At 33.3% G+C, this 20181-nt stretch carries 16 protein-coding genes; 8 read left to right on the top strand and 8 right to left on the bottom strand.

Going from position 1 to position 20181, the window contains the following annotated elements; genetic code table 11:
* Window positions 1-29: 29 nt before the first annotated feature.
* Window positions 30-713, bottom strand: coding sequence for a response regulator transcription factor (locus ACVEGE_RS08925; protein WP_173850845.1), 684 nt, complete (start codon window positions 711-713; stop codon window positions 30-32).
* A 221-nt stretch (window positions 714-934) separates the two neighbouring features.
* Between ACVEGE_RS08925 and ACVEGE_RS08920 the strand changes: the two genes are divergently transcribed.
* From ACVEGE_RS08920 to ACVEGE_RS08905, 4 genes are all read left to right on the top strand, one after another.
* A complete protein-coding gene (locus tag ACVEGE_RS08920; protein ID WP_192500631.1) occupies window positions 935-3685 on the top strand; it encodes a TonB-dependent receptor in 2751 nt (916 codons plus the stop codon).
* Between the two features lie 225 nt (window positions 3686-3910).
* The gene (locus tag ACVEGE_RS08915; RefSeq protein WP_192500630.1) at window positions 3911-5119 is read left to right on the top strand and encodes a hypothetical protein; all 1209 of its coding nucleotides are present in this window, start codon (window positions 3911-3913) and stop codon (window positions 5117-5119) included.
* Window positions 5120-5222: 103 nt separating this feature from the next.
* The gene (locus ACVEGE_RS08910; RefSeq protein ID WP_192500629.1) at window positions 5223-5561 is read left to right on the top strand and encodes a T9SS type A sorting domain-containing protein; all 339 of its coding nucleotides are present in this window, start codon (window positions 5223-5225) and stop codon (window positions 5559-5561) included.
* Window positions 5562-5884: 323 nt separating this feature from the next.
* Entirely contained in the window at window positions 5885-6865 is a 981-nt protein-coding gene (locus ACVEGE_RS08905; RefSeq protein WP_192500628.1) for a LuxE/PaaK family acyltransferase, read from the top strand.
* A 351-nt stretch (window positions 6866-7216) separates the two neighbouring features.
* Here ACVEGE_RS08905 and tyrS read toward each other — a convergent pair whose 3' ends face one another.
* A complete protein-coding gene (tyrS, locus tag ACVEGE_RS08900) occupies window positions 7217-8515 on the bottom strand; it encodes a tyrosine--tRNA ligase (RefSeq protein ID WP_173850857.1) in 1299 nt (432 codons plus the stop codon).
* A 115-nt stretch (window positions 8516-8630) separates the two neighbouring features.
* On the opposite strand from tyrS, the gene ACVEGE_RS08895 reads away from it, so the two are divergent.
* Window positions 8631-9632: an NAD-dependent epimerase/dehydratase family protein gene (locus ACVEGE_RS08895; protein ID WP_192500627.1), complete on the top strand. Its 1002-nt coding sequence runs from the start codon at window positions 8631-8633 to the stop codon at window positions 9630-9632.
* A 23-nt stretch (window positions 9633-9655) separates the two neighbouring features.
* Here ACVEGE_RS08895 and ACVEGE_RS08890 read toward each other — a convergent pair whose 3' ends face one another.
* The 3 genes from ACVEGE_RS08890 to ACVEGE_RS08880 are packed head-to-tail and all read right to left on the bottom strand — an operon-like array spanning window position 9656 to window position 12264.
* The gene (locus tag ACVEGE_RS08890; RefSeq protein WP_192500626.1) at window positions 9656-10177 is read right to left on the bottom strand and encodes a DUF4296 domain-containing protein; all 522 of its coding nucleotides are present in this window, start codon (window positions 10175-10177) and stop codon (window positions 9656-9658) included.
* A gap of 9 nt (window positions 10178-10186) precedes the next feature.
* Window positions 10187-11527: a dihydroorotase gene (locus ACVEGE_RS08885; protein WP_173854780.1), complete on the bottom strand. Its 1341-nt coding sequence runs from the start codon at window positions 11525-11527 to the stop codon at window positions 10187-10189.
* 11 nt (window positions 11528-11538) lie between these two features.
* Window positions 11539-12264, bottom strand: coding sequence for a polyprenol monophosphomannose synthase (locus ACVEGE_RS08880; protein WP_173850865.1), 726 nt, complete (start codon window positions 12262-12264; stop codon window positions 11539-11541).
* Between the two features lie 104 nt (window positions 12265-12368).
* Here ACVEGE_RS08880 and ACVEGE_RS08875 point away from each other — a divergent pair, with 104 nt between their 5' ends.
* The 3 genes from ACVEGE_RS08875 to ACVEGE_RS08865 all read left to right on the top strand — a co-directional run bounded on the left by ACVEGE_RS08875 (window position 12369) and on the right by ACVEGE_RS08865 (window position 14538).
* Window positions 12369-13040 (top strand): DUF4271 domain-containing protein, encoded by a 672-nt coding sequence (locus ACVEGE_RS08875; protein ID WP_173850867.1) that lies wholly within the window; start codon window positions 12369-12371, stop codon window positions 13038-13040.
* A gap of 12 nt (window positions 13041-13052) precedes the next feature.
* Window positions 13053-13802: a uroporphyrinogen-III synthase gene (locus tag ACVEGE_RS08870; RefSeq protein WP_173850869.1), complete on the top strand. Its 750-nt coding sequence runs from the start codon at window positions 13053-13055 to the stop codon at window positions 13800-13802.
* Between the two features lie 265 nt (window positions 13803-14067).
* The gene (locus tag ACVEGE_RS08865; protein WP_026708857.1) at window positions 14068-14538 is read left to right on the top strand and encodes an Lrp/AsnC ligand binding domain-containing protein; all 471 of its coding nucleotides are present in this window, start codon (window positions 14068-14070) and stop codon (window positions 14536-14538) included.
* Window positions 14539-14834: 296 nt separating this feature from the next.
* Here the strand turns inward: ACVEGE_RS08865 and ACVEGE_RS08860 are convergent, their stop codons facing one another.
* The 3 genes from ACVEGE_RS08860 to ACVEGE_RS08850 all read right to left on the bottom strand — a co-directional run bounded on the left by ACVEGE_RS08860 (window position 14835) and on the right by ACVEGE_RS08850 (window position 20076).
* Window positions 14835-15533 carry a hypothetical protein gene (locus tag ACVEGE_RS08860; RefSeq protein ID WP_173854779.1) on the bottom strand — a complete coding sequence of 233 codons (699 nt, stop codon included), beginning with the start codon at window positions 15531-15533 and terminating at the stop codon, window positions 14835-14837.
* Window positions 15534-15573: 40 nt separating this feature from the next.
* A complete protein-coding gene (locus ACVEGE_RS08855; protein ID WP_173850874.1) occupies window positions 15574-16266 on the bottom strand; it encodes a zinc metallopeptidase in 693 nt (230 codons plus the stop codon).
* A gap of 174 nt (window positions 16267-16440) precedes the next feature.
* Window positions 16441-20076, bottom strand: coding sequence for a leucine--tRNA ligase (locus tag ACVEGE_RS08850; protein WP_192500625.1), 3636 nt, complete (start codon window positions 20074-20076; stop codon window positions 16441-16443).
* Between the last annotated feature and the right edge of the window lie 105 nt (window positions 20077-20181).

Raw genomic sequence — 20181 nt, 5'->3', positions numbered from 1 at the left:
ATAAAAGAGCTTGATAAACAACTACTTGCCTACACTTCAAACTTATAACCTACTCCTTTTATTGTTTTAAAAAAATCCTCACCTATTTTTTCACGTAGTTTTCTAATATGTACGTCTATTGTTCTACCACCTACAACAACCTCGTTACCCCAAACTTTATCTAGAATTTCATCACGTTTAAAAACTTTTCCTGGTTTTGAAGCTAATAAATAGAACAATTCAAATTCTTTTCTAGGCAATGATATTTCTACACCGTCTTGAACAATTTTATATTCTTCTCTATTGATTTCGATTCCGCCTACGTTTAAGGTTTCGCTATTTTGCTCTTTTTCCTTTAATCGTCTTAACAATGCTTTTACTTTGCTAACTAACAATTTTGGTTTTATTGGTTTAGTGATATAATCATCTGCACCAGCATCAAAACCGGCAACTTGAGAGTAATCTTCGCTGCGAGCAGTTAAAAAAGTTATGATAACATTACTTAATTCAGGGATTTTTCTAATGTTCTCACAAGCTTCCATTCCATCCATTTCTGGCATCATTACATCCATAATGATTAAGTCAGGCACTTCTTTTTTGGCTTTAGCTATAGCTTCTTTACCATTTGCAGCAGTAAAAATTTGATATCCTTCTTGGGTTAAATTATACCCTACTATTTCTAAGATATCCGGCTCATCATCAACAAGTAAGATTTTTGTGTGTTTTTTTTTCATTGGTAACAAATAATATTTATCGCATTCAATTCTACCTTAAATGGTATTCGACGGAGTTAATTTCGAATGTAAATATAATACTATTTCGATTGTTAAAAAACCGTCTTCATGGTAATTTAATATGGTAACCTTTTGTTAATATTCAAGAAACAAAATGGTAACCTCCCAATAACGCAAACTTTACAAGTACCCCATTACTTTGCAAAAAATTAAACACAACTATGAAACTGAAATTATTCATTTTAACGCTTTTTATCAGTACCCTTACTTTCGCACAAAATAAAGGTACTATTGCTGGAGTACTAACTGATAAAGATTCAAACAACGAAACACTACCTTTTGCTAACGTATTATTAAAAGGCACACCAATAAATACAACCACAGATATCGATGGAAAATATAGCTTAAAAGCACCTGCAGGTAATTATGTAATACAATTTAGCTTTATAGGTTACGAAACAATTGAAGTTGCTGTAACTTTAAAAAGTGACGAGACAATTACAATGAGTAAAGCATTAGGTTCATCAAGCTATAAACTAGATGACGTGGTTATTAAAGCTGCTCCTACAAATAGACAAAAGGAAACTGCTTTATTGTTAGACCAAAAAAATGCAGTTGAAATTAAGCAAAGCATAGGAACTCAAGAATTAGCAAGAAAGGGTGTTAGTGATGTTGCTACAGCAGTTACAAAAACGACTGGAATCACTAAGCAAGAAGGTTCTGGAAATATTTTTGTTAGAGGTTTAGGTGATCGTTACAACTCAACTACAATGAATGGATTACCTATTCCCTCCAACGATCCAGAAAAGAAAAACTTAAACCTTGAAATATTCTCTACAGATATTGTAGAATACATTTCAATTGATAAAGTATACAACGGAAAAATCTATGGCGATTTTGCTGGTGGAAACGTAGATATTGTTTCTAAAGATTACAAAGGAGATGGTTTTCTAAAAATAGATGTAGGTACTAAAGTAAACACAAATGCTATTGCTGAAAGTGATTTTAAACTTCAAAGTGGAATTAATAACTTTGGTTTCACAAAAAAGGATATTCCAACCAATGCTTTAACGCAATATAACTACAGTTCACTTAAAATGAAAGACTACACTCCTATTGCAAGTTCTTTTGGCATCTCTGGAGGTAAATCATTTAATGTTGGCTCAGAAGGAAAATTAAGTTTTTTCGCAACTGCTTCATTCGGTAATGACTTCTCCTCTAAAAGTGACGGAACAGCAAAAGCAAGTGTAAACGGAAACGGAATTGCTAATAAAAATTTCGAGAAATATAGTGAGCTCAAATATGAAACTAATACTACCGGAATGGCTAATATTGGTTACAAAATAAACAACAATAACAAAGTAAGCTTTAACACGCTTTACATCAACACTTCTACACAATCAAAAGAAGAATATTACGGATACATTGTTGATATTGCAAATGATGGTAACGGATTAATACGTCGTTTTAATTACGAAAAAAACAGCTTATGGATCAATCAAATTTTAGGTGATCACAAAATAGGCGATCGCTCTAAATTAAACTGGGGTATCTCATACAACATCATTGATGGAAGCATGCCAGATAGAGTACAAAATATTTTTAGAAACGAAGCAACTGGATACCAATTATCAAGTATATCTGCTCCTGACAATCACAGGTATTTTCAAAAATTAAAAGAAGATGAGCTTGCAGCAAATGCATCTTATGACTATAAGTTTAATGAAGATGCTGCAGGAGATTTCAAAGGAAAATTCACTTTTGGATACAATGGAAGAATTAAATCTAGAGGTTTTCAAGCTACACAATTCAATCTTAAAGCGAATAATGGTTACACAAATACCATTGTAGACCCAAACAATTTAGATTTATTTTACAACCAAGATAATTTCAACAATGAATACTTCAATATTGCCACATTTCGTGGAAACTCACAAGTATTTAATGCTTTAGATCCTCAAACTTATAGTGGAGACCAAATTGTACATGGCGCTTTCTTTAACACAGAATATAAATTTGACAAATTAACTGCAATTTTAGGTTTAAGAGGAGAACAAATTTCGCAAAAAGTTAATTGGTACACTCAACTTGGTGGAATAGGAAATGATAAATTAGAAAAAACGGCTTTCTTACCTAGTGTAATCATGAAATATGAATTAAACGATAAACAAAACTTACGTTTAGGAGCAAGTAAAACCTACACCTTACCACAGTTTAAAGAAAGAGCATTATTTGTTTACGAAGAAGTACTGCAAGTTAAAGTAGGAAACCCGTTTTTATACGAATCTGATGATTATAACTTAGATATTAAATGGGAAATGTTCCCAAAAAGCGATGAGTTAATCTCGGTTACCGCTTTTGGAAAATACATTTTGAATCCTATGAATGAAGTTACAATTTCATCATCTTCTAATGATATTTCGTTTATCAACACAGGAGATTACGGTTATGTAGCTGGAGGAGAAATTGAGTACAGAAAACAATTGTTCAATATCGACTCTGAAAATGCTAAGAAATTATCCGCAGGTATCAACGCTTCTTATTTATACAGTAATCAAGAATTAAACACTGAAAAAGTAAACAGCGAAACAAATTACCAAGTTGATTTCACTAATAAAACAAGTAAATTTACTGGAGCGTCTGACTTGTTATTAAATGCCGACTTAACATTCTTTAATGAATGGAATAAAGCAAACAGCAACTTAACAACAACATTAGCTTACTCTTATTTTTCTGATAGAGTAAATGCAATTGGTACTAACGGAAAAGGAGACTTAGTTGACAAAGCTTTTGGATCACTAGACTTCATAGCCAAATCTAAACTTACTGAAAAACTAGGATTAGGATTAGTAGTAAAAAATATCTTAGACCCTTCAATCAACAGAGTTCAAGAAAATGCTACTGGTGATGTAAATGTACTTTCTTATAAAAAAGGAATGAACTTAAGCCTGAGTTTAAACTACCAGTTTTAAGAAATCAACCTTTCAACAAATACTTTAAAGAGCAACTCATCGTTGCTCTTTTTTTATACCTGTTTGCTGCTCTAAGTTTTAAATCACTTACGTAAACTCAGTAACATTCGCTTAATATTCAATTGCCTTTTTATTAAACTAACAATCACATTTACATAACATCCAAAAAAAGTTCTTAGCGCATCTTTGTACCAACAAAATAACTAAAATTATTATTAAAGAATCATGAAAAAAACAACTGTAAAATTATTCGGCTTTCTAGCATTAACTGCAGGTTTAATGACTAGCTGTTCATCTAATGACACACCAACACCTTCAGTTCCTTCTTCAACTTTTACTGCTGATGCAAGTAATTTTCAAGGAACAATTACTGATGGTGAAGTAACACTTGACGCATCAAAAACGTACAAATTAACAGGGAAAATTCAAGTAAATAATGGCGCAACTTTAACAATTCCAGCAGGAACAGTAATTGAAGGTATTGGAGGAACAGCTTCTTATATTGCAATTGCACAAGGCGGAAAAATAAACGTAAATGGTACAGCTGCTAAACCAGTTGTAATGACATCTGGTTTGACTACTAAAAAAGCAGGAGACTGGGGTGGATTAGTAATTTGCGGAAAAGCACCTATTAACCGTGTATCTGGTGGGACTGCTACTGCACAATCTGAAGTAGCTGATCTAAGCTACGGTGGAACAATCTCTAATGACAATTCAGGAGTTTTAAAATATTTAAGAATCGAGTATGCTGGAGCTGCTTTTAATAGTGAAAAAGAATTTAACGGACTTTCATTATTTGGTGTTGGTTCAGGAACTACTGTTGATTATGTAGAATTTTACCAAGGTGCAGATGACGGAGTGGAGTTCTTTGGTGGAACTGTGAACACGTCTAACCTAATCTCTATTGGTAACGAAGATGATCAATTTGATTGGACTGAAGGATGGTCTGGAACAAACACAAACTGGTACGGAAAATTAGATTTCGGAAAAGGAAATAGAGGTATTGAAGCTGATAACTTTGAATTAGGATACGCTAACACGCCTATCGCTAACCCTTCAATCACAAACTTGACATTAGTAGGACCTGGAAGTGCTCCAACAACAGGAACATGGTTAGAAAATGACGCAATGAAATTAAGAAGAGGAACTAAAGGGATTTTTACAAACGTAGCATTAAGCGGATGGGCTGTAGGTTTCAACATTGAAAATGACGAAACTATCGCTTTTATACCTACTGCTTTAAAAGCTGTAAACGTAAACTTCATTGCTGATGTAACAACACAAACTAAAGGAAAATTGAATGCGGTTGCACCTGCAACTAGCGGAGTTTCTTCAGATGTTTCTGCATTCGTTACTTCTACTGGTACTTCTACTGGTGCAGGAAATGGAGCAGGTATGCCAGCATGGGCTGCTAGCTGGTCTGTTGGATTCTAAAAAAAACATAATATTCATACAAAAATGTCTTTCTTAACTGAAAGACATTTTTTTTTGGTATAGTCTTTGTTTTTTGTATATTTACTTAACAAAAATCACATTGATGGCAAAAAATTACTTTTATAGTGTTCTTTTATTGGTTTTTTTATTCTCTCTTAGCAGCAATGCTCAAGATACTAAGCAATTACCTAAAGCACAACAATCGACTACAATCGAAGGATTGAATTTGTATCCTAATCCCGTGAGCAACGGTAAAGTATACATCTCGACAAAAAACGATGCCGAAAAACAAATCATTATTTTTGATTTGCTCGGAAAAAAAGTACTTCAAACAACACTTATTTCTAAAGAATTAAATATCTCATCATTAAGCCCTGGTGTTTACATCATTAAAATTGATGAACAAAACGCAACAGCGACTCGCAAGTTAATTGTAAGATGAAATTCACAGTTAAAACCAAAAATTTAAAGCTCCTCTTAACCGTGGGGCTTTTTTTATACCCTTTGCCCCCATATTGAAATTAAACGCTATAGACTAAAAGCCAAAATATTTGATTAAACATGCTTAAAACCTGCAATACTCAATAAAAAAAATCACAATGATCGAAATGGTTCTTCACACAAATCAAAACCATTTTAACCATATTAATTTGTTTCAATAAAGCTTTTAGAAGCTAAAGCGAGATGTACTAAAAGCAAAACATTTTAAACTCTATTTGAAACCAATAAAAAAGCATAAAATTAATATCTTTGTAAAAAAAAGTTTTGATTACTCCCACAGATATTTTCACCATTACAGGACAAAAACAATTTGAAAAAATTGCATTAAAAGTTTTTCGTTTTCAATACGAGAATAACTTAGTATATAAAGACTTTTGTGATCTTTTAAAAACAGATGTATCGAAAGTAAAGTCGCTGCAGCAAATACCTTTTTTACCCATACAATTTTTTAAAAGTCATGCTGTAGTTTCCAATACTAATCCTGCTGAAGCTACTTTCACTAGCAGCGGAACTACCGGAATGATTACCAGTAAGCATCTTGTTACTGATGTCGCTATTTATGAAGAGAGCTACCGCAAAGGATTTTCTGATTTTTATGGCAATATCGAAGATTATGTGGTTCTAGCGTTATTACCTTCCTATCTAGAGCGTGATGGTTCGTCTCTAATTTATATGGTTGAAGATTTAATCAAACTTTCTAATCGCGAGGAAAGTGGGTTTTATTTGCACAATCATGAGGACTTAATTAAAAACCTCATCACCTTAGATGAATCTGGACAAAACGTAATTTTAATAGGGGTTACCTATGCTTTACTCGATTTAATTGAAAGACACCAATTCAGACTAAAGCACACCATAATCATGGAAACTGGCGGAATGAAAGGTAAGCGTAAGGAAATGATTCGGGAAGAGCTACACGAGCAATTGTGCAATGGTTTTGGCGTTACAGCGATTCATTCAGAATATGGCATGACCGAATTACTATCTCAAGCTTATTCACTAGGGGATGGAATATTCGAATGCCCCTCTTGGACCCAAATCCTATTGAGAGATACTGAAGATGCCTTAAGCTATGTAGGTACCGGAAAAACTGGCGGAATCAACGTGATTGATTTGGCTAACATCAATTCTTGTTCCTTTATTGCCACCCAGGATTTAGGAAAGAAATACCTAAACAACTCTTTTGAGGTTTTGGGACGTTTTGATAACTCCGATATTCGTGGTTGTAATTTAATGGTACTTTAAAATTAAAAAAAACTCAATTAAACGTTTTTGTGTGTACTAATTACACACTATGGATAATTATTACTCATTTTTAAATAGAAAAATCAGAAGTATATTATTTTAAAATATTTCTTTTTATATTTTAAAAAAAAACGACTAACACAAACAAATAATTGTCTTACAAACATTTACCTTTTTAGAATTTTACAAACAGACCGAAGCTAACTTTAAATATGCAATGCATTAAAATATAAAAATCCCAACAACTCTTTTGAGTTATTGGGGTTTTTTAATAATTTGATTGTAAAACTATTATTCAAGTGGACTTTCTTCGATTAACAACAAAATCCAATTAACTATTGAATACTTGTTCTAAACTACTCTTACCACAAAGTAATTTTTCTTTCCGCTTTGTAACAATACAAATTGATTGTTGATTAAATCTTTTGACGAAAGTATAAAATCTTCTTTTATTTTCTCTTTGTTTATCGAAATCGAATTTGCAGTCAAAGCTCTTCTCGCTTCTCCATTCGATTTAAAAAATCCTGTCTTATCATTCAAAACAGTGATGATTTCGATTCCCGCTTCCATCTCATTTCTTGCAATTTCAGCTTGCGGAACACCATCAAAAACTTCTAAAAAGGTCGCTTCGTCCAATTCTTTTAAATCAGCGGCAGTTGCATTTCCAAAAAGAATATTTGATGCTTTGATAGCTTTCTCTAATTCTTCTTTTGAATGAACAAAGGTTGTTAACTCTTCGGTTAATCTGCGTTGTAACACCCTTAAATGCGGCGCTGTTTTATGCTCTTCAATCAAGTTATCGATTGTTTCTTTATCTAAGAAAGTAAAGATTTTAATATATTTTTCGGCATCGACATCTGTCGTGTTTAACCAGAATTGGTAAAATTTATAAACCGACGTTTTATCTGCAGTTAACCAAACATTTCCACCTTCGGATTTACCAAATTTAGATCCATCCGCTTTTGTAATCAATGGGCAAGTCATTGCATACGCTTTAGCCTCTTCGCCTACATTCATTCTTCGTACTAATTCTGTTCCCGTAGTGATATTTCCCCATTGGTCAGAACCTCCCATTTGCAACAAACAGTTGTATTCTTTATGTAAATGGTAAAAATCGTATCCTTGAATTAATTGGTATGTAAACTCTGTAAAAGACATTCCTTCACCCTCTCCCGCAAATCTTTTCTTTACAGAATCCTTAGCCATCATGTAATTTACCGTAATACGCTTCCCTACATCACGAGCAAAATTTATAAATGACAACCCTTTCATCCAGTCGTAGTTGTTTACTAAAACCGGCGCATTTGCAGCATTTGAATTAAAATCTAAAAAACGAGATAAAACACCTTTTATTCCTGCTACATTATGGTTAAGAGTGACTTCATCAAGAAGGTTTCTTTCATCTGATTTTCCTGAAGGATCTCCAATCATTCCTGTTGCACCACCTATTAAAGCAATGGGTCTATGCCCAAAGTTTTTTAAATGTACCAAAAGGATAATAGGAACTAAACTTCCAATATGCAAAGAATCAGATGTAGGATCAAATCCTATATAAGTAGTGGTCATTTCTTTTAAAAGTTGTTCTTCGGTTCCAGGCATGATGTCGTGAACCAATCCGCGCCACTGTAATTCGGAAATAATATTTTTCATTCTACTTAGTATAATTTTTATGCAAATATAAAGTTTAAAGTCGAATCACTTATTTGTTTGTGTGCATAATCTTAAAAAATCGCAATTCGTAAATCATAATTCGTAAATTTGCTATATGATACTAGTAACAGGAGGAACAGGTTTAGTGGGCGCACATTTATTACTGCAATTAATTGAATCTGGAAATTTAGGTTCCAATCAAATTCGCGCTATTTATAGAGACCAAAGCAGCATCCTAAAAACTAAAGCATTATTTACTCATTATCAAAAAAGCACACTATTTGACACCATAGAATGGGTTCAAGCAGATATCCTTGATGTTCCTTCGCTAGAAAAAGTCTTCATTGGGATTGAATATGTTTATCATTGTGCCGCCCTTATTTCGTTTGCCTCTAAAGACGAAAACAAACTACGCAAAATCAATATTGAAGGCACTGCTAATATCGTCAACTTTTGCCTCGCTAGAAATATCAAAAAACTATGTCACATTAGCTCTATTGCTGCACTAGGCGACTTAGCTCCTAATGAAACGGTAGTCACAGAAGAATCTGAGTGGAATCCTGAAAAGCCACATAGCGATTATGCCATCTCTAAATATGGTGCCGAAATGGAAATATGGCGCGGCCAGCAAGAAGGTTTAGCGGTAATTATTGTAAATCCAGGAGTGATTATAGGACCAGGTTTTACTGATCAAGGAAGTGGGGAGTTATTTAAAAAAGTGAGTAAAGGATTGTCTTTTTATACCTCAGGAACTACGGGTTTTGTAGCCGTAAATGATGTTGTAACTAGCTGCGTACAACTAATGGAAAGCGATATTAAAAACCAAAAATACATCCTTATTACTGAAAACAGTTCTTTTAAAAATATCCTTAATGCAATAGCTGATTCTTTAAAAGCAAAAAGACCTTCTATAGCAGTTAGTCCGCTCGCAATGGAGGTATTATGGAGAGCTGATTGGATCACCTCTTTTATTTTTAGAAAAAAAAGAAGCCTTACTAAAGCTACAGCAAGAGCTTCTTATTCTACTACCTTATATTCTAATGATAAAATCAAAGCGGCTTTAAAAACCAACTTTACTCCTATTACTCATTATATCCAAGAAAATAAATTCTTGTAAATCTGTATTGCTTTCGATAATTATTATTTGACTGCAGCAGCATTTTTATTTAAGAGAACTTTAGCTGCTTTAAATTTGCGTTTGCGTTTCAACTCAATCGCTCTATCTTCACTGTAAGGTTTTAATAAAGAATCATTTTTTAAAGCTGGTTTTTCTTTTAAAAGCAGTAAAGAATTTTTCTTACTTTTAGCTTTATTCTCTTTTTTAAGCATTGAATCAAGTACTGTTTTTTTATCATCTAAACGCTTGATAATTTTATCAAACATGTCTTTATATTCAACATAATTAGAAGCGTAATAAATATTGCTTTTAGCAAATTGAAGGCTATCAATCTTATATTTTTTAAAAATATATTCTGACGGGTTCAATTCTATACTATCTCTCACTGTATTGTTTTGGTACTTGATACCATCCAAAAGTGACAAATCATACATAATATTCATCATTTTTTCTTTTTCAATAAGACCTTTGGGTTTTTCGACCACTTCCTTCTTACAACTAAAAAATAAAAACAACACCGCAATCAATACTATACTTTTTTTCATTTTCTATTTTTAACGATCAAACAAAAGTCTTTTCCCTGCGCGAATATCTTTAACTTTAAAAGCGTTATAGACTAATTTTCCGTTTACAAAAGTATGGGTGATTCTAGACTTAAAAGTAAAGCCTTCAAAAGGAGACCATCCGCATTTAGCAAAGATATTCTCTTTTTTTACACTCCAAGGCAAACCTGCATTCACGATTACTAAGTCGGCAAAATAACCTTCTTTAATAAAACCTCGTTTTTCAATTTTGAAAATTTTAGCTGGATTGTGGCACATTTTCTCCACAATTTTCTCCACACTAATTTTCCCTTGATGGTGTGCTTCAAACATAGCTACAACAGCGTGTTGTACTAACGGCCCACCCGAAGGTGCTTTTAAATACGGTTGTTTTTTTTCTTCAAGAGTATGCGGCGCGTGATCAGTAGCAATAACATCAATACGATCGTCAAGCAATGCTTCCCAAAGTACTTTTCTATCATTTGCTGTTTTCACTGCAGGATTCCATTTTATCAAATTTCCTTTAGTAGCATAATCATCATTAGTAAACCATAAATGGTGAATACAAACCTCAGCAGTAATTTGCTTTTTTTCTAACGGAATTTTATTGGTAAACAAGTCCATTTCTTTTGCCGTAGAAAGATGAAAGATATGCAAACGTGCACCGGTTTTTTTAGCCAAAGCAACCGCTTTAGAAGAAGAAATATAACAAGCCTCCTCTGAACGAATTAAATGATGCGCTGTTACAGGAACATCATCACCATACTCAGCTATAAATTTCTCAGTATTACTTTTAATAGTTGCTTCATCTTCACAATGAACAGCAATTAACATAGAAGTACTAGAGAATATCTTCTCTAATGTAGCCTCATTATCTACAAGCATATTCCCTGTAGATGATCCTAGAAATATCTTTACTCCAGCAACATTCTTAGGATTAGTTTTTAAAACTTCGGCTAAGTTATCATTAGTTGCTCCCATCATAAAGGAGTAGTTTGCATACGATCTATCGGCTGCAAGTTGGTATTTTTCTTCTAGAATTTCTTGAGTAACGGCATTAGGAATCGTGTTAGGTTGCTCAATGAAAGAAGTGATCCCTCCTGCAACGGCAGCTCTAGATTCTGATTCGATATCTCCTTTATAAGTAAGTCCTGGCTCTCTAAAGTGCACTTGATCATCAATAGCGCCCGGCATTAAATAATTACCTTCGGCATCAATGATTAGACAATTAGATGATTTTGCACTAATACTTTCAGCAACTTCTACAATTAAGTCGTCCTCAATTAACACATCACCCTCAAAAATCACCCCTTCATTTACTATTTTGGCATTCTTAATTAAAACACTATTCATGGTTTCCTTTATTATAAAGTATTTAATAATTTTTTTATTCTTAGCGAAATAACTCCAAAAACGGCTTCAACAATAATTGAATTACTCATTTTAGAAACTCCTTTTGTTCTGTCTGTAAAAATTATTGGCACTTCAGTAATTTTAAAATTTTTAGAGAAAGTTCGGTATTTCATTTCAATTTGAAAAGCATAACCCACAAATTTTATTTTATTAATATCTATTCTCTCTAAAACCTCTCTTTTATAACATACAAAACCTGCAGTGGCATCGTGAATTTTCATTCCCGTAATCATGCGTACATATACTGATGCAAAATACGACATCAATACTCTGCTTAAAGGCCAGTTTACTACATTTACTCCTGTTACGTAACGAGAGCCTATTGCTAAATCAGCATTCCCAAAATGACAAGCATCATACAATTTTTCTAAATCATTTGGATTATGTGAGAAATCAGCATCCATTTCAAATATAAAATCATACTTATTTGCTAGCGACCATTTAAAACCATGTACGTAAGCAGTACCTAATCCGGATTTCTTTTTTCTAACTTCTAGAAATAAACGACCTGGAAACTCTTCTTGCAACAGCATCACTTTATCAGCTGTACGATCAGGAGAATTATCATCAACGATAAGCACGTGAAAAGGTTTGTGTTGCGAAAGCACTGATCTTATAATGCTCTCAATGTTTTCAATCTCGTTATAGGTAGGGATTATAACAATACAATCGTTCATAAATCTTGTAATTTCACGGCAAAAGTAACGTTTTTATGCCATTTCATTCATAATAAAATTATAATAAAAAGATTCATATAAAAAATTAGTAATTTTGCAGCGATATGATGGAACACTTACTTCAACCGAGAATTATTGAAAACAAAGATTGGGCAACCTTTTTATTTGTTTTGACATTTGCGCTTATTGCTTTTACCAAATCATTCCATGAAAATCGATTTGGAGATTTCATGAATTTACTATTTTCTGATAAATATTCTAAAGTATACCGCGATAGCAGCAATATAAAGAGCACTTTTACAATTTCTTTATTTATTGCTCAAGTGATTTCGTTTGCCTTTTTTATCCAATTGTCATTAAGCTTCTTTGGTTATGCATCAAAAACAGACTGGTTGCTTTACATTCAAATAACAACATTACTAGGATTCTTCATTCTTTCTAAATTTTTGATCGAAAAAATTATCGCAACAGCGTTTAATATTGAGGAATTTATGGAGCAATACAACCTGCAAAAAGTAACTTATAGAACCTACATTGGACTATTATTACTACCAATCAATGTAATCCTATTCTATTACAGTGATTTTTCAAGAAATATTTTACTGATAATCATAGCTATATTATTGTTATTAAACATATTAACCTATTTGATTACAATAAAAAATTATCAAAATCTAATAATAGGTAAGTTGTTTTATTTTATTTTATATCTTTGCACTTTGGAAATAGCCCCCTATTTTTTTATGTATTATTGGTTTACAAAAGGTAGCGCCTAGAAAAAATAAAATATGAAAGTGAAAACAATTTTGGTGTCACAACCCGAGCCTAAAGTAGAGAACTCTCCTTACTTTGAGCTTCAACAAAAGCATAAAGTGAAAATTGATTTCAGACCTTTTATTCACATAGAAGGAGTTAATGCTAAAGAGATTCGACTTCAAAAAATCGATCTTAATCATTATACTGCAATTATTTTAACTAGTAGAAATGCAGTAGATCATTTTTTTAGAGTAGCTGATGAAATGCGCTTTAAAGTTCCTGAAACTTTAAAATATTTCTGTCAATCAGAAGCAGTTGCTTTTTACCTACAAAAATACGTAGTTTATAGAAAACGTAAAATTTATGTAGGTCCTAAGGATTTTGCTGATTTATCTCCGCTAATTAAAAAATACAAAGACGAGAAGTTCTTACTTCCTGCTTCTGATCAATTAAATGCTGACGCGCCAATTGTATTAGATAGTTTAAAAGTTGACTGGACTGCAGCCGTTTTTTACAAAACAGTAATGAGTGATTTATCTGATCTTGCTGATGTTTATTATGATGTTTTGGCTTTCTTTAGCCCAACCGGAATAAAATCATTGTACAAGAACTTTCCGAATTTTGAGCAAAACGATACTCGTATTGCCGTTTTTGGAAGTACTACTCAAAAAGAAGCTTTAGATCACGGATTAAGAATTGATATTCTTGCTCCTACACCTGACACTCCTTCTATGACTATGGCACTTGAAAAATACATTGTTGAAGCAAACAAATCAAAATAACATTTGTTATTATATATATTAAAAGCCGCTAATCAGCGGCTTTTTTTTATTTATGATTTTTAAAATAAGCCAATACTTTTTATAAAAAATTTCAATTGTTAACTCAAACGCAGTTGACAACCACTATTGCATCTCAATCTAGCTCGAAGTAAAAAACCAGACTCAGCTATAATATATTGATTTACGGTGTTATTTTGTGATTTTTTACTTAATTTTGATTTATAATTTTAACTAAAAAACAATTTTTAGTTTCAAAAGCTAACTAATGAAAATCAATTCCCTTGTAGTAGAAATAGACGGTATCGACAAAGAAATTTTACGCGATCTAATGCAAGATGCTCGAAAACCCATTTTGCAAATTGCAAATAAAATTGGAATTTCAGGAGCTGCAATTCACCAACGCTTGCGCAAATTAGAACAATCTGGCGTAATCTCAGGATCTAAATTTACGGTGAATCATAAAATACTTGGTTACAACACGATGGCATTTGTAGGTGTATATCTTGACAAAGCATTACGAAACCCAGAAGCAGTAAAGGAACTAAAAAAAATTCCCGAAGTTTTAGAATGTCACTACACTACAGGAAACTGGTCTATATTAATAAAAATAATTTGTAGAGACAACGAGCATTTAATGCACATGTTGAATACTAAAATACAAGCCATCGAAGGCGTTTCAAGAACAGAAACTTTTATCTCCTTAGACCAGCAAATTAATAGACAAATTCAGCTTTAGATAACGCTAAAAAAATCGCAAATGCCAATTTATAAAAATTGAAATTTGTAATTTTTTATTTATCCCATTTATAAAACTACCCCATTAAAAGTTCAAAGTAATGAATTATTACTGCATCTCGACTGCACTCAATGTGACAAAATCAGACTGAAACTTATTGCACTGGTTTTGACACTATATTTAAAACGTTTTCGGCTTAGCGATGTGGCGTAAATCGAAGAACAACTGTTGAATTTAGTGCTAAACCCGCCATATTACCAAACCGATGTTATGGGCAGTTATTTTTTGATAATTATTTACAAATCAAGTTTATCAAAATCTTTTATATTAGACAGCCTTGTCAATTGTTTAATATTTATTCGCTCCCAAGTTTCTTTAAAATTATCTGTCGTATAGTTATCTCCGTCCACATCTTTATTTAGATTATCACTTGTGAGTTTCTTTTTTGTCAAAAAATTTATACTTACTTCATATTGCGGGACTGGACCTCTACTTGAATAGGAATCATAGCCAATAAGTTCCATATCTCCATTTTGATACCTAAATGTGTAGCTCCAACTACCGTATCTTCCGTGTCTATAACTTATATATAGTTTTCTATTTTTAATTTCAAAATCTAATTCTGGTGCAAAATACACACCACCATCTTCGTTTTCAGAAGAAAAACAATCATAATTTTTTGAAGCTAATTCGTATATTTTTCCTTTTTTCAGCAATACAATAACACCTCTACGGTTTCGATCTAATTCGCCACGATATTCGTCTTGTATAATTTTGCTTTTGTCTGTTCCCTTAATGATGAGTACAATATCTTCTAATCCATCACCATTTAAATCTCCTTTTATCACATCAAAGGCACCAGATGAAACCCCACCTTCATACTTGTACTTTACATATCCTTTTGGGATAAAGTCTAAATAAGCTTTCTTTTCCTTAATTTGTCCAAAAACTGAAATCGTCCAAATTGTCGTTAAAAATATTAAAAGTTTATTCACACGTGTCGTTTTTTATAATTACCCATAACAAATTCACAACTTAATCTCTTCTACTTCCCGCTCCCATATAAATAGAAACATAGTACAACAAAGTTCCTATCGACCCTATCGCAGCAACCACATAAGTTCTAGCAGCCCATTTTAAAGCATCTTTTGCCCCTGCTTGTTCTTGTTGCGTAAGCATGCGTTTGTTTTCTAACCAAGCCAAAGCGCGGTTACTCGCATCATATTCAACCGGTAATGTTACAATCGAAAATAGGGTTGTTGCTGCAAAAAGCACAATTCCACCTAGAAGCAAATAAGGAAAACTATTGATCAATAAAATCCCTCCTATTAAAACCCATTGCATATACTTAGAAGACACATTTACAAAAGGTACCAACTTAGAACGCATGGTCAACCATTGATATCCTACAGCATGTTGCACAGCATGACCACATTCATGAGCCGCTACTGCTGCTGCAGCTGCGTTACGTTGATTATAAACCGACTCACTTAAATTCACCGTTTTATTTACTGGGTTATAATGATCTGTCAATTGTCCTGGTGTCGAGATAACACGTACATCCGTAATACCATTATCGGCTAACATTTTCTCAGCGATTTCAGCACCAGACATTCCGTTTTGCAAATGCAGTTTAGAATACTGCTCAAATTTACTTTTGAGCCTAGAACTTACTAACCAGCTAAAAAGCATGATAGCACCTGCTAGAATTAAATAGCCTGATCCCATATCTTTATTTTAAGTGTTTTATTGTAATACTATCATAATAGCAAAATCTGAACCAAAATATTAAAATGCCACTATGACATTCTCTAAATATACGTAAAATAAAAAATCCAAACGCTAACAAAAGTAGCATTTGGATTTTTTATTATTAAGTACCAACTTGATAATTAACTACTTTTAGCCAACTAGGTTGATTATTTTTCCAGGAACGATGATCACTTTATTAGGTGTACGTCCTTCTAATTGTTTGATTGTTCGCTCGTCTTTCATTACGATTTCTTCAATTTGCTCCTTAGTTAAATCTAGAGGCAAAGTAATTGTAAAACGCATTTTTCCGTTGAAAGAAACAGGATATTCTTTTTCAGATTCGATTAAATGTTTTGGTTCGAATGCTGGAAAAGGAACTAAAGCTATCGAACCCTCGTTTCCTAATAATGACCACAATTCTTCAGCGATGTGCGGCGCATAAGGCGAAATCACAATAGCCAATGGCTCTAAAATAGCACGAGAATGACAGTTTTGAGTTGATAGTTCATTCACACAAATCATAAACTGAGAAACCGAAGTATTGAAAGAGAAATTCTCAATATCATCAGCTACTTTCTTAATGGTTTTATGCAATGTTTTCAAATTGTCTTTTGTAGGCGCTTCGTCAGTCACAATCATGTTGTGCTCATCAAAATACAAACGACATAGTTTTTTCAAGAAACCAAATACACCCGAAATACCTGCTGTATTCCAAGGTTTAGCTTGTTCTAATGGCCCTAAGAACATTTCGTACAAACGCAATGTATCCGCTCCGTACTCGTCACAAATAGCATCTGGTGTTACGACATTGTAATACGATTTAGACATTTTTTCAACTTCACGACCAGCAGTAAATTTTGTATTTCCAGCGAAGGAAATAAATTTTGCGTTTGCAAATTCTGAGGAATATTTTGAGTCTTTAATAAATTTATCAATAAACAATTCATTCGTGCTTTCGTTAATAAATTTCAAATCAATTCTAATTGGACTGAAACTGAAAGCTACTGAGAAAGGATCATAAGAATTAAAACTTATTTGAAATGTTTTATCAGAGTGTTGCTCATTTAATGCTGACAATAAACTTGATAAAATAATTATAATCTCTTTTAGATCAGCAATATCCGACTCAGTGAAAGATTCTTTAATTTTATCATGATCTGCTATACCAATTAGATTACTATCTAAAACCTCCGTTATTTGATAAACCCAATAGTTACCTAAAGTATCTATCTCACCATCAACCACCTTTTTTATATTTAAAGAATTTAACTTATCCTTTAGTTTATTATATTTTTTTAAAAAATCATATTCAATAATAGTTGCAGGAAGTTTTAATGTCATAAATTCTTCATCCGAAGTCCCTACAACTAAGTAAGAACTTACTTCTGCTCTTAAAACAAATGCACTTGTTCCCAAGATCATCCCTTGATTAATCAATTTCTTGAATGGCTCTTCTGTTGGCGCAAAGCCTTTATCCTTTAAGAATTTATTCCAAAAACGAGCGTACAACAAGTGACCTGTTGCGTGTTCGTTTCCACCAATATATAAATCCACACTTTCCCAATAAGCCAGTGCTTCTTTACTTGCAAATTCGTTTTCATTGTGCGCATCCATGTATCGCATCCAGTAAAATGAACTACCCGCCCAACCTGGCATGGTATTCAATTCTAAAGGAAAAATAGTCGCATTATCTACAAGATCAGTATTGACTACTTTATTTGCTGTAGTATCCCAAGCCCAAACTGTTGCATTCCCTAAAGGTGGCAAACCATCTTCTGTTGGTAAATACTTTTCTACTTCTGGCAACACAATTGGTAAATGCTGCGCATCGATCATATGTGGCAAGCCATTTACATAATACACTGGGAATGGTTCTCCCCAATATCTTTGACGAGAAAATACAGCATCACGCAAACGGTAATTGATTTTTCCGTAGCCTTGATTTAGTTTTTCTAAAGCTTCAATTGCTTTTTTAGTCCCTTCTTTATACCCTAATCCCGTTAAGAAATCAGAATCTACTAATTGAAAACCTTCTTTTGCTCCATAAGCAGCTTCAGAAATATCTTTATCGAAAATGTTTTTGATAGGCAACATCCCGTCTTGTCCTTTGAAGAAATTAGCAAAAGCATAATCACGTTCATCACCACAAGGAACCGCCATTACAGCACCTGTTCCATATCCTGCAAGAACATAATCCCCAATCCAAACCGGAATGGCTTCCTTAGTAAAAGGATGCTCTGCATACGCACCTGTAAAAACTCCAGAGATGGTTTTTACATCAGCCATACGCTCTCTCTCAGAACGTTTCGAAGATGCTAAAATATATTCATTTACTTTTTCTGCATATTCAGGAGTTGTGATTTCTTGAACCAAAGGATGTTCTGGAGCAAGCGTCATAAATGTCACCCCAAAAATTGTGTCAGGGCGCGTAGTAAAAACTGATATCCCCCTAGCCCCCGAAGGGGGAACTATCGCATTGCGCAATTCATGCGTAATTATAGCTAGAACACTATCAATATTATTTAAGACTTCCTTATTATTAAAACGAATAACTTTAAATCCTTTTTCATTAAGTATTTCAGTTCTATTAGCGTCTTCTTCTTGTTGAGAGTAGTGAATACCTCCATCAACTTCAATTATCAATTTACTAGAAAGACATACAAAATCAACTATAAAATCATCAATTAAATGTTGCTGTCTAAATTTATAATCTAATGCTTTAGACTTCAAATGCAACCACAACATTTTTTCTGCTTCAGTTGGGTTGTTTCTCATTTCTTTAGCTTTTTCAAGTAGTAAATGAGCATTATTACCGCCAGTCATATAACCAGGAGTCTGCGTTGACTCCAAGTTCTCTTCCCCTTCGGGGAAGGATAGGATGGGGAACGTAACCATCGCACCAATTGATTTTCCAATCCAGTTTCTTTGACTTTCTTTGATGCTTTCGCTCCAATCAATATCATTTAAACCTTGCAACAAACGTTCAGCATAAGCAGAAATACGCATGCTCCATTGTGTCATTTTTTTACGCACTACTGTAAAGCCACCGCGTTCTGAAACTCCATTTACAATTTCGTCATTTGCTAACACAGTTCCTAAACCTGGGCACCAGTTCACTTCAGTCTCTGCTAAATACGTCAATCTATATTGTAACAAAATTCTCTCCTTTTGCTCTTTTGCGTAAGCATTCCATTGGTCTGAAGAAAAGATTGCAATTTCGTCATCACAAACCGCATTGACATTTGCATTTCCCTCTTTTTCGAAAACAGTAGTTAAAGTCACAATATCCTCGGCTTTGTCGCTGTTTTTATTGTACCAAGAGTTAAACAATTGGATAAAAATCCATTGTGTGTGTTTGTAATAATCCGGGTTGGAAGTTCGTACTTCTCTACTCCAATCAAATGAAAACCCTATTTTATCTAATTGCTTGCGGTAACCAGCAATTTTATTTCCTTCTTTATCAAATCCTCCATCGATATTTACACGAGTAGTGTCTTCAGGACGTTGCCCTGTTTGAATAGCGTATTGCTCAGCTGGCAAACCAAAACTATCATAACCCATTGGGTGTAAAACATTAAAACCCTGATGTCTTTTATATCTCGAATATACATCTGAAGCGATGTACCCTAGCGGATGCCCTACGTGAAGTCCTGCTCCTGATGGATAAGGAAACATATCTAACACATAATGTTTGGGTTTATCTGAATTATTTGACGCAGCAAATGTTTGATTTTCTGCCCAATATTTTTGCCATTTGGCTTCTATTTCGTTCGGATTGTATTTCATTATAAAGGTTCAAAGTTGCAAAGCTGCAAAGTTTCTAAAGTTTTTTTCTTAACGTATTCAAGCGCCAAATTTACGTTTATTGTACGAAAGTTAAAACTTTGGGCG

The sequence above is a fragment of the Flavobacterium sp. PL002 genome (assembly GCF_054165825.1).
This window is presented reverse-complemented; position numbering and strand designations above follow the sequence as displayed.

What these genes read in the sequence shown, in the direction of transcription:
- ACVEGE_RS08925 (WP_173850845.1), bottom strand. Translation starts at nt 713, where the DNA reads ATGAAAAAAAAACACACAAAAATCTTACTTGTTGATGATGAGCCGGAT.
- ACVEGE_RS08920 (WP_192500631.1), top strand. Translation starts at nt 935, where the DNA reads ATGAAACTGAAATTATTCATTTTAACGCTTTTTATCAGTACCCTTACT.
- ACVEGE_RS08915 (WP_192500630.1), top strand. Translation starts at nt 3,911, where the DNA reads ATGAAAAAAACAACTGTAAAATTATTCGGCTTTCTAGCATTAACTGCA.
- ACVEGE_RS08910 (WP_192500629.1), top strand. Translation starts at nt 5,223, where the DNA reads ATGGCAAAAAATTACTTTTATAGTGTTCTTTTATTGGTTTTTTTATTC.
- tyrS (WP_173850857.1), bottom strand. Translation starts at nt 8,515, where the DNA reads ATGAAAAATATTATTTCCGAATTACAGTGGCGCGGATTGGTTCACGAC.
- ACVEGE_RS08895 (WP_192500627.1), top strand. Translation starts at nt 8,631, where the DNA reads ATGATACTAGTAACAGGAGGAACAGGTTTAGTGGGCGCACATTTATTA.
- ACVEGE_RS08890 (WP_192500626.1), bottom strand. Translation starts at nt 10,177, where the DNA reads ATGAAAAAAAGTATAGTATTGATTGCGGTGTTGTTTTTATTTTTTAGT.
- ACVEGE_RS08885 (WP_173854780.1), bottom strand. Translation starts at nt 11,527, where the DNA reads ATGAATAGTGTTTTAATTAAGAATGCCAAAATAGTAAATGAAGGGGTG.
- ACVEGE_RS08880 (WP_173850865.1), bottom strand. Translation starts at nt 12,264, where the DNA reads ATGAACGATTGTATTGTTATAATCCCTACCTATAACGAGATTGAAAAC.
- ACVEGE_RS08875 (WP_173850867.1), top strand. Translation starts at nt 12,369, where the DNA reads ATGATGGAACACTTACTTCAACCGAGAATTATTGAAAACAAAGATTGG.
- ACVEGE_RS08870 (WP_173850869.1), top strand. Translation starts at nt 13,053, where the DNA reads ATGAAAGTGAAAACAATTTTGGTGTCACAACCCGAGCCTAAAGTAGAG.
- ACVEGE_RS08865 (WP_026708857.1), top strand. Translation starts at nt 14,068, where the DNA reads ATGAAAATCAATTCCCTTGTAGTAGAAATAGACGGTATCGACAAAGAA.
- ACVEGE_RS08855 (WP_173850874.1), bottom strand. Translation starts at nt 16,266, where the DNA reads ATGGGATCAGGCTATTTAATTCTAGCAGGTGCTATCATGCTTTTTAGC.
- ACVEGE_RS08850 (WP_192500625.1), bottom strand. Translation starts at nt 20,076, where the DNA reads ATGAAATACAATCCGAACGAAATAGAAGCCAAATGGCAAAAATATTGG.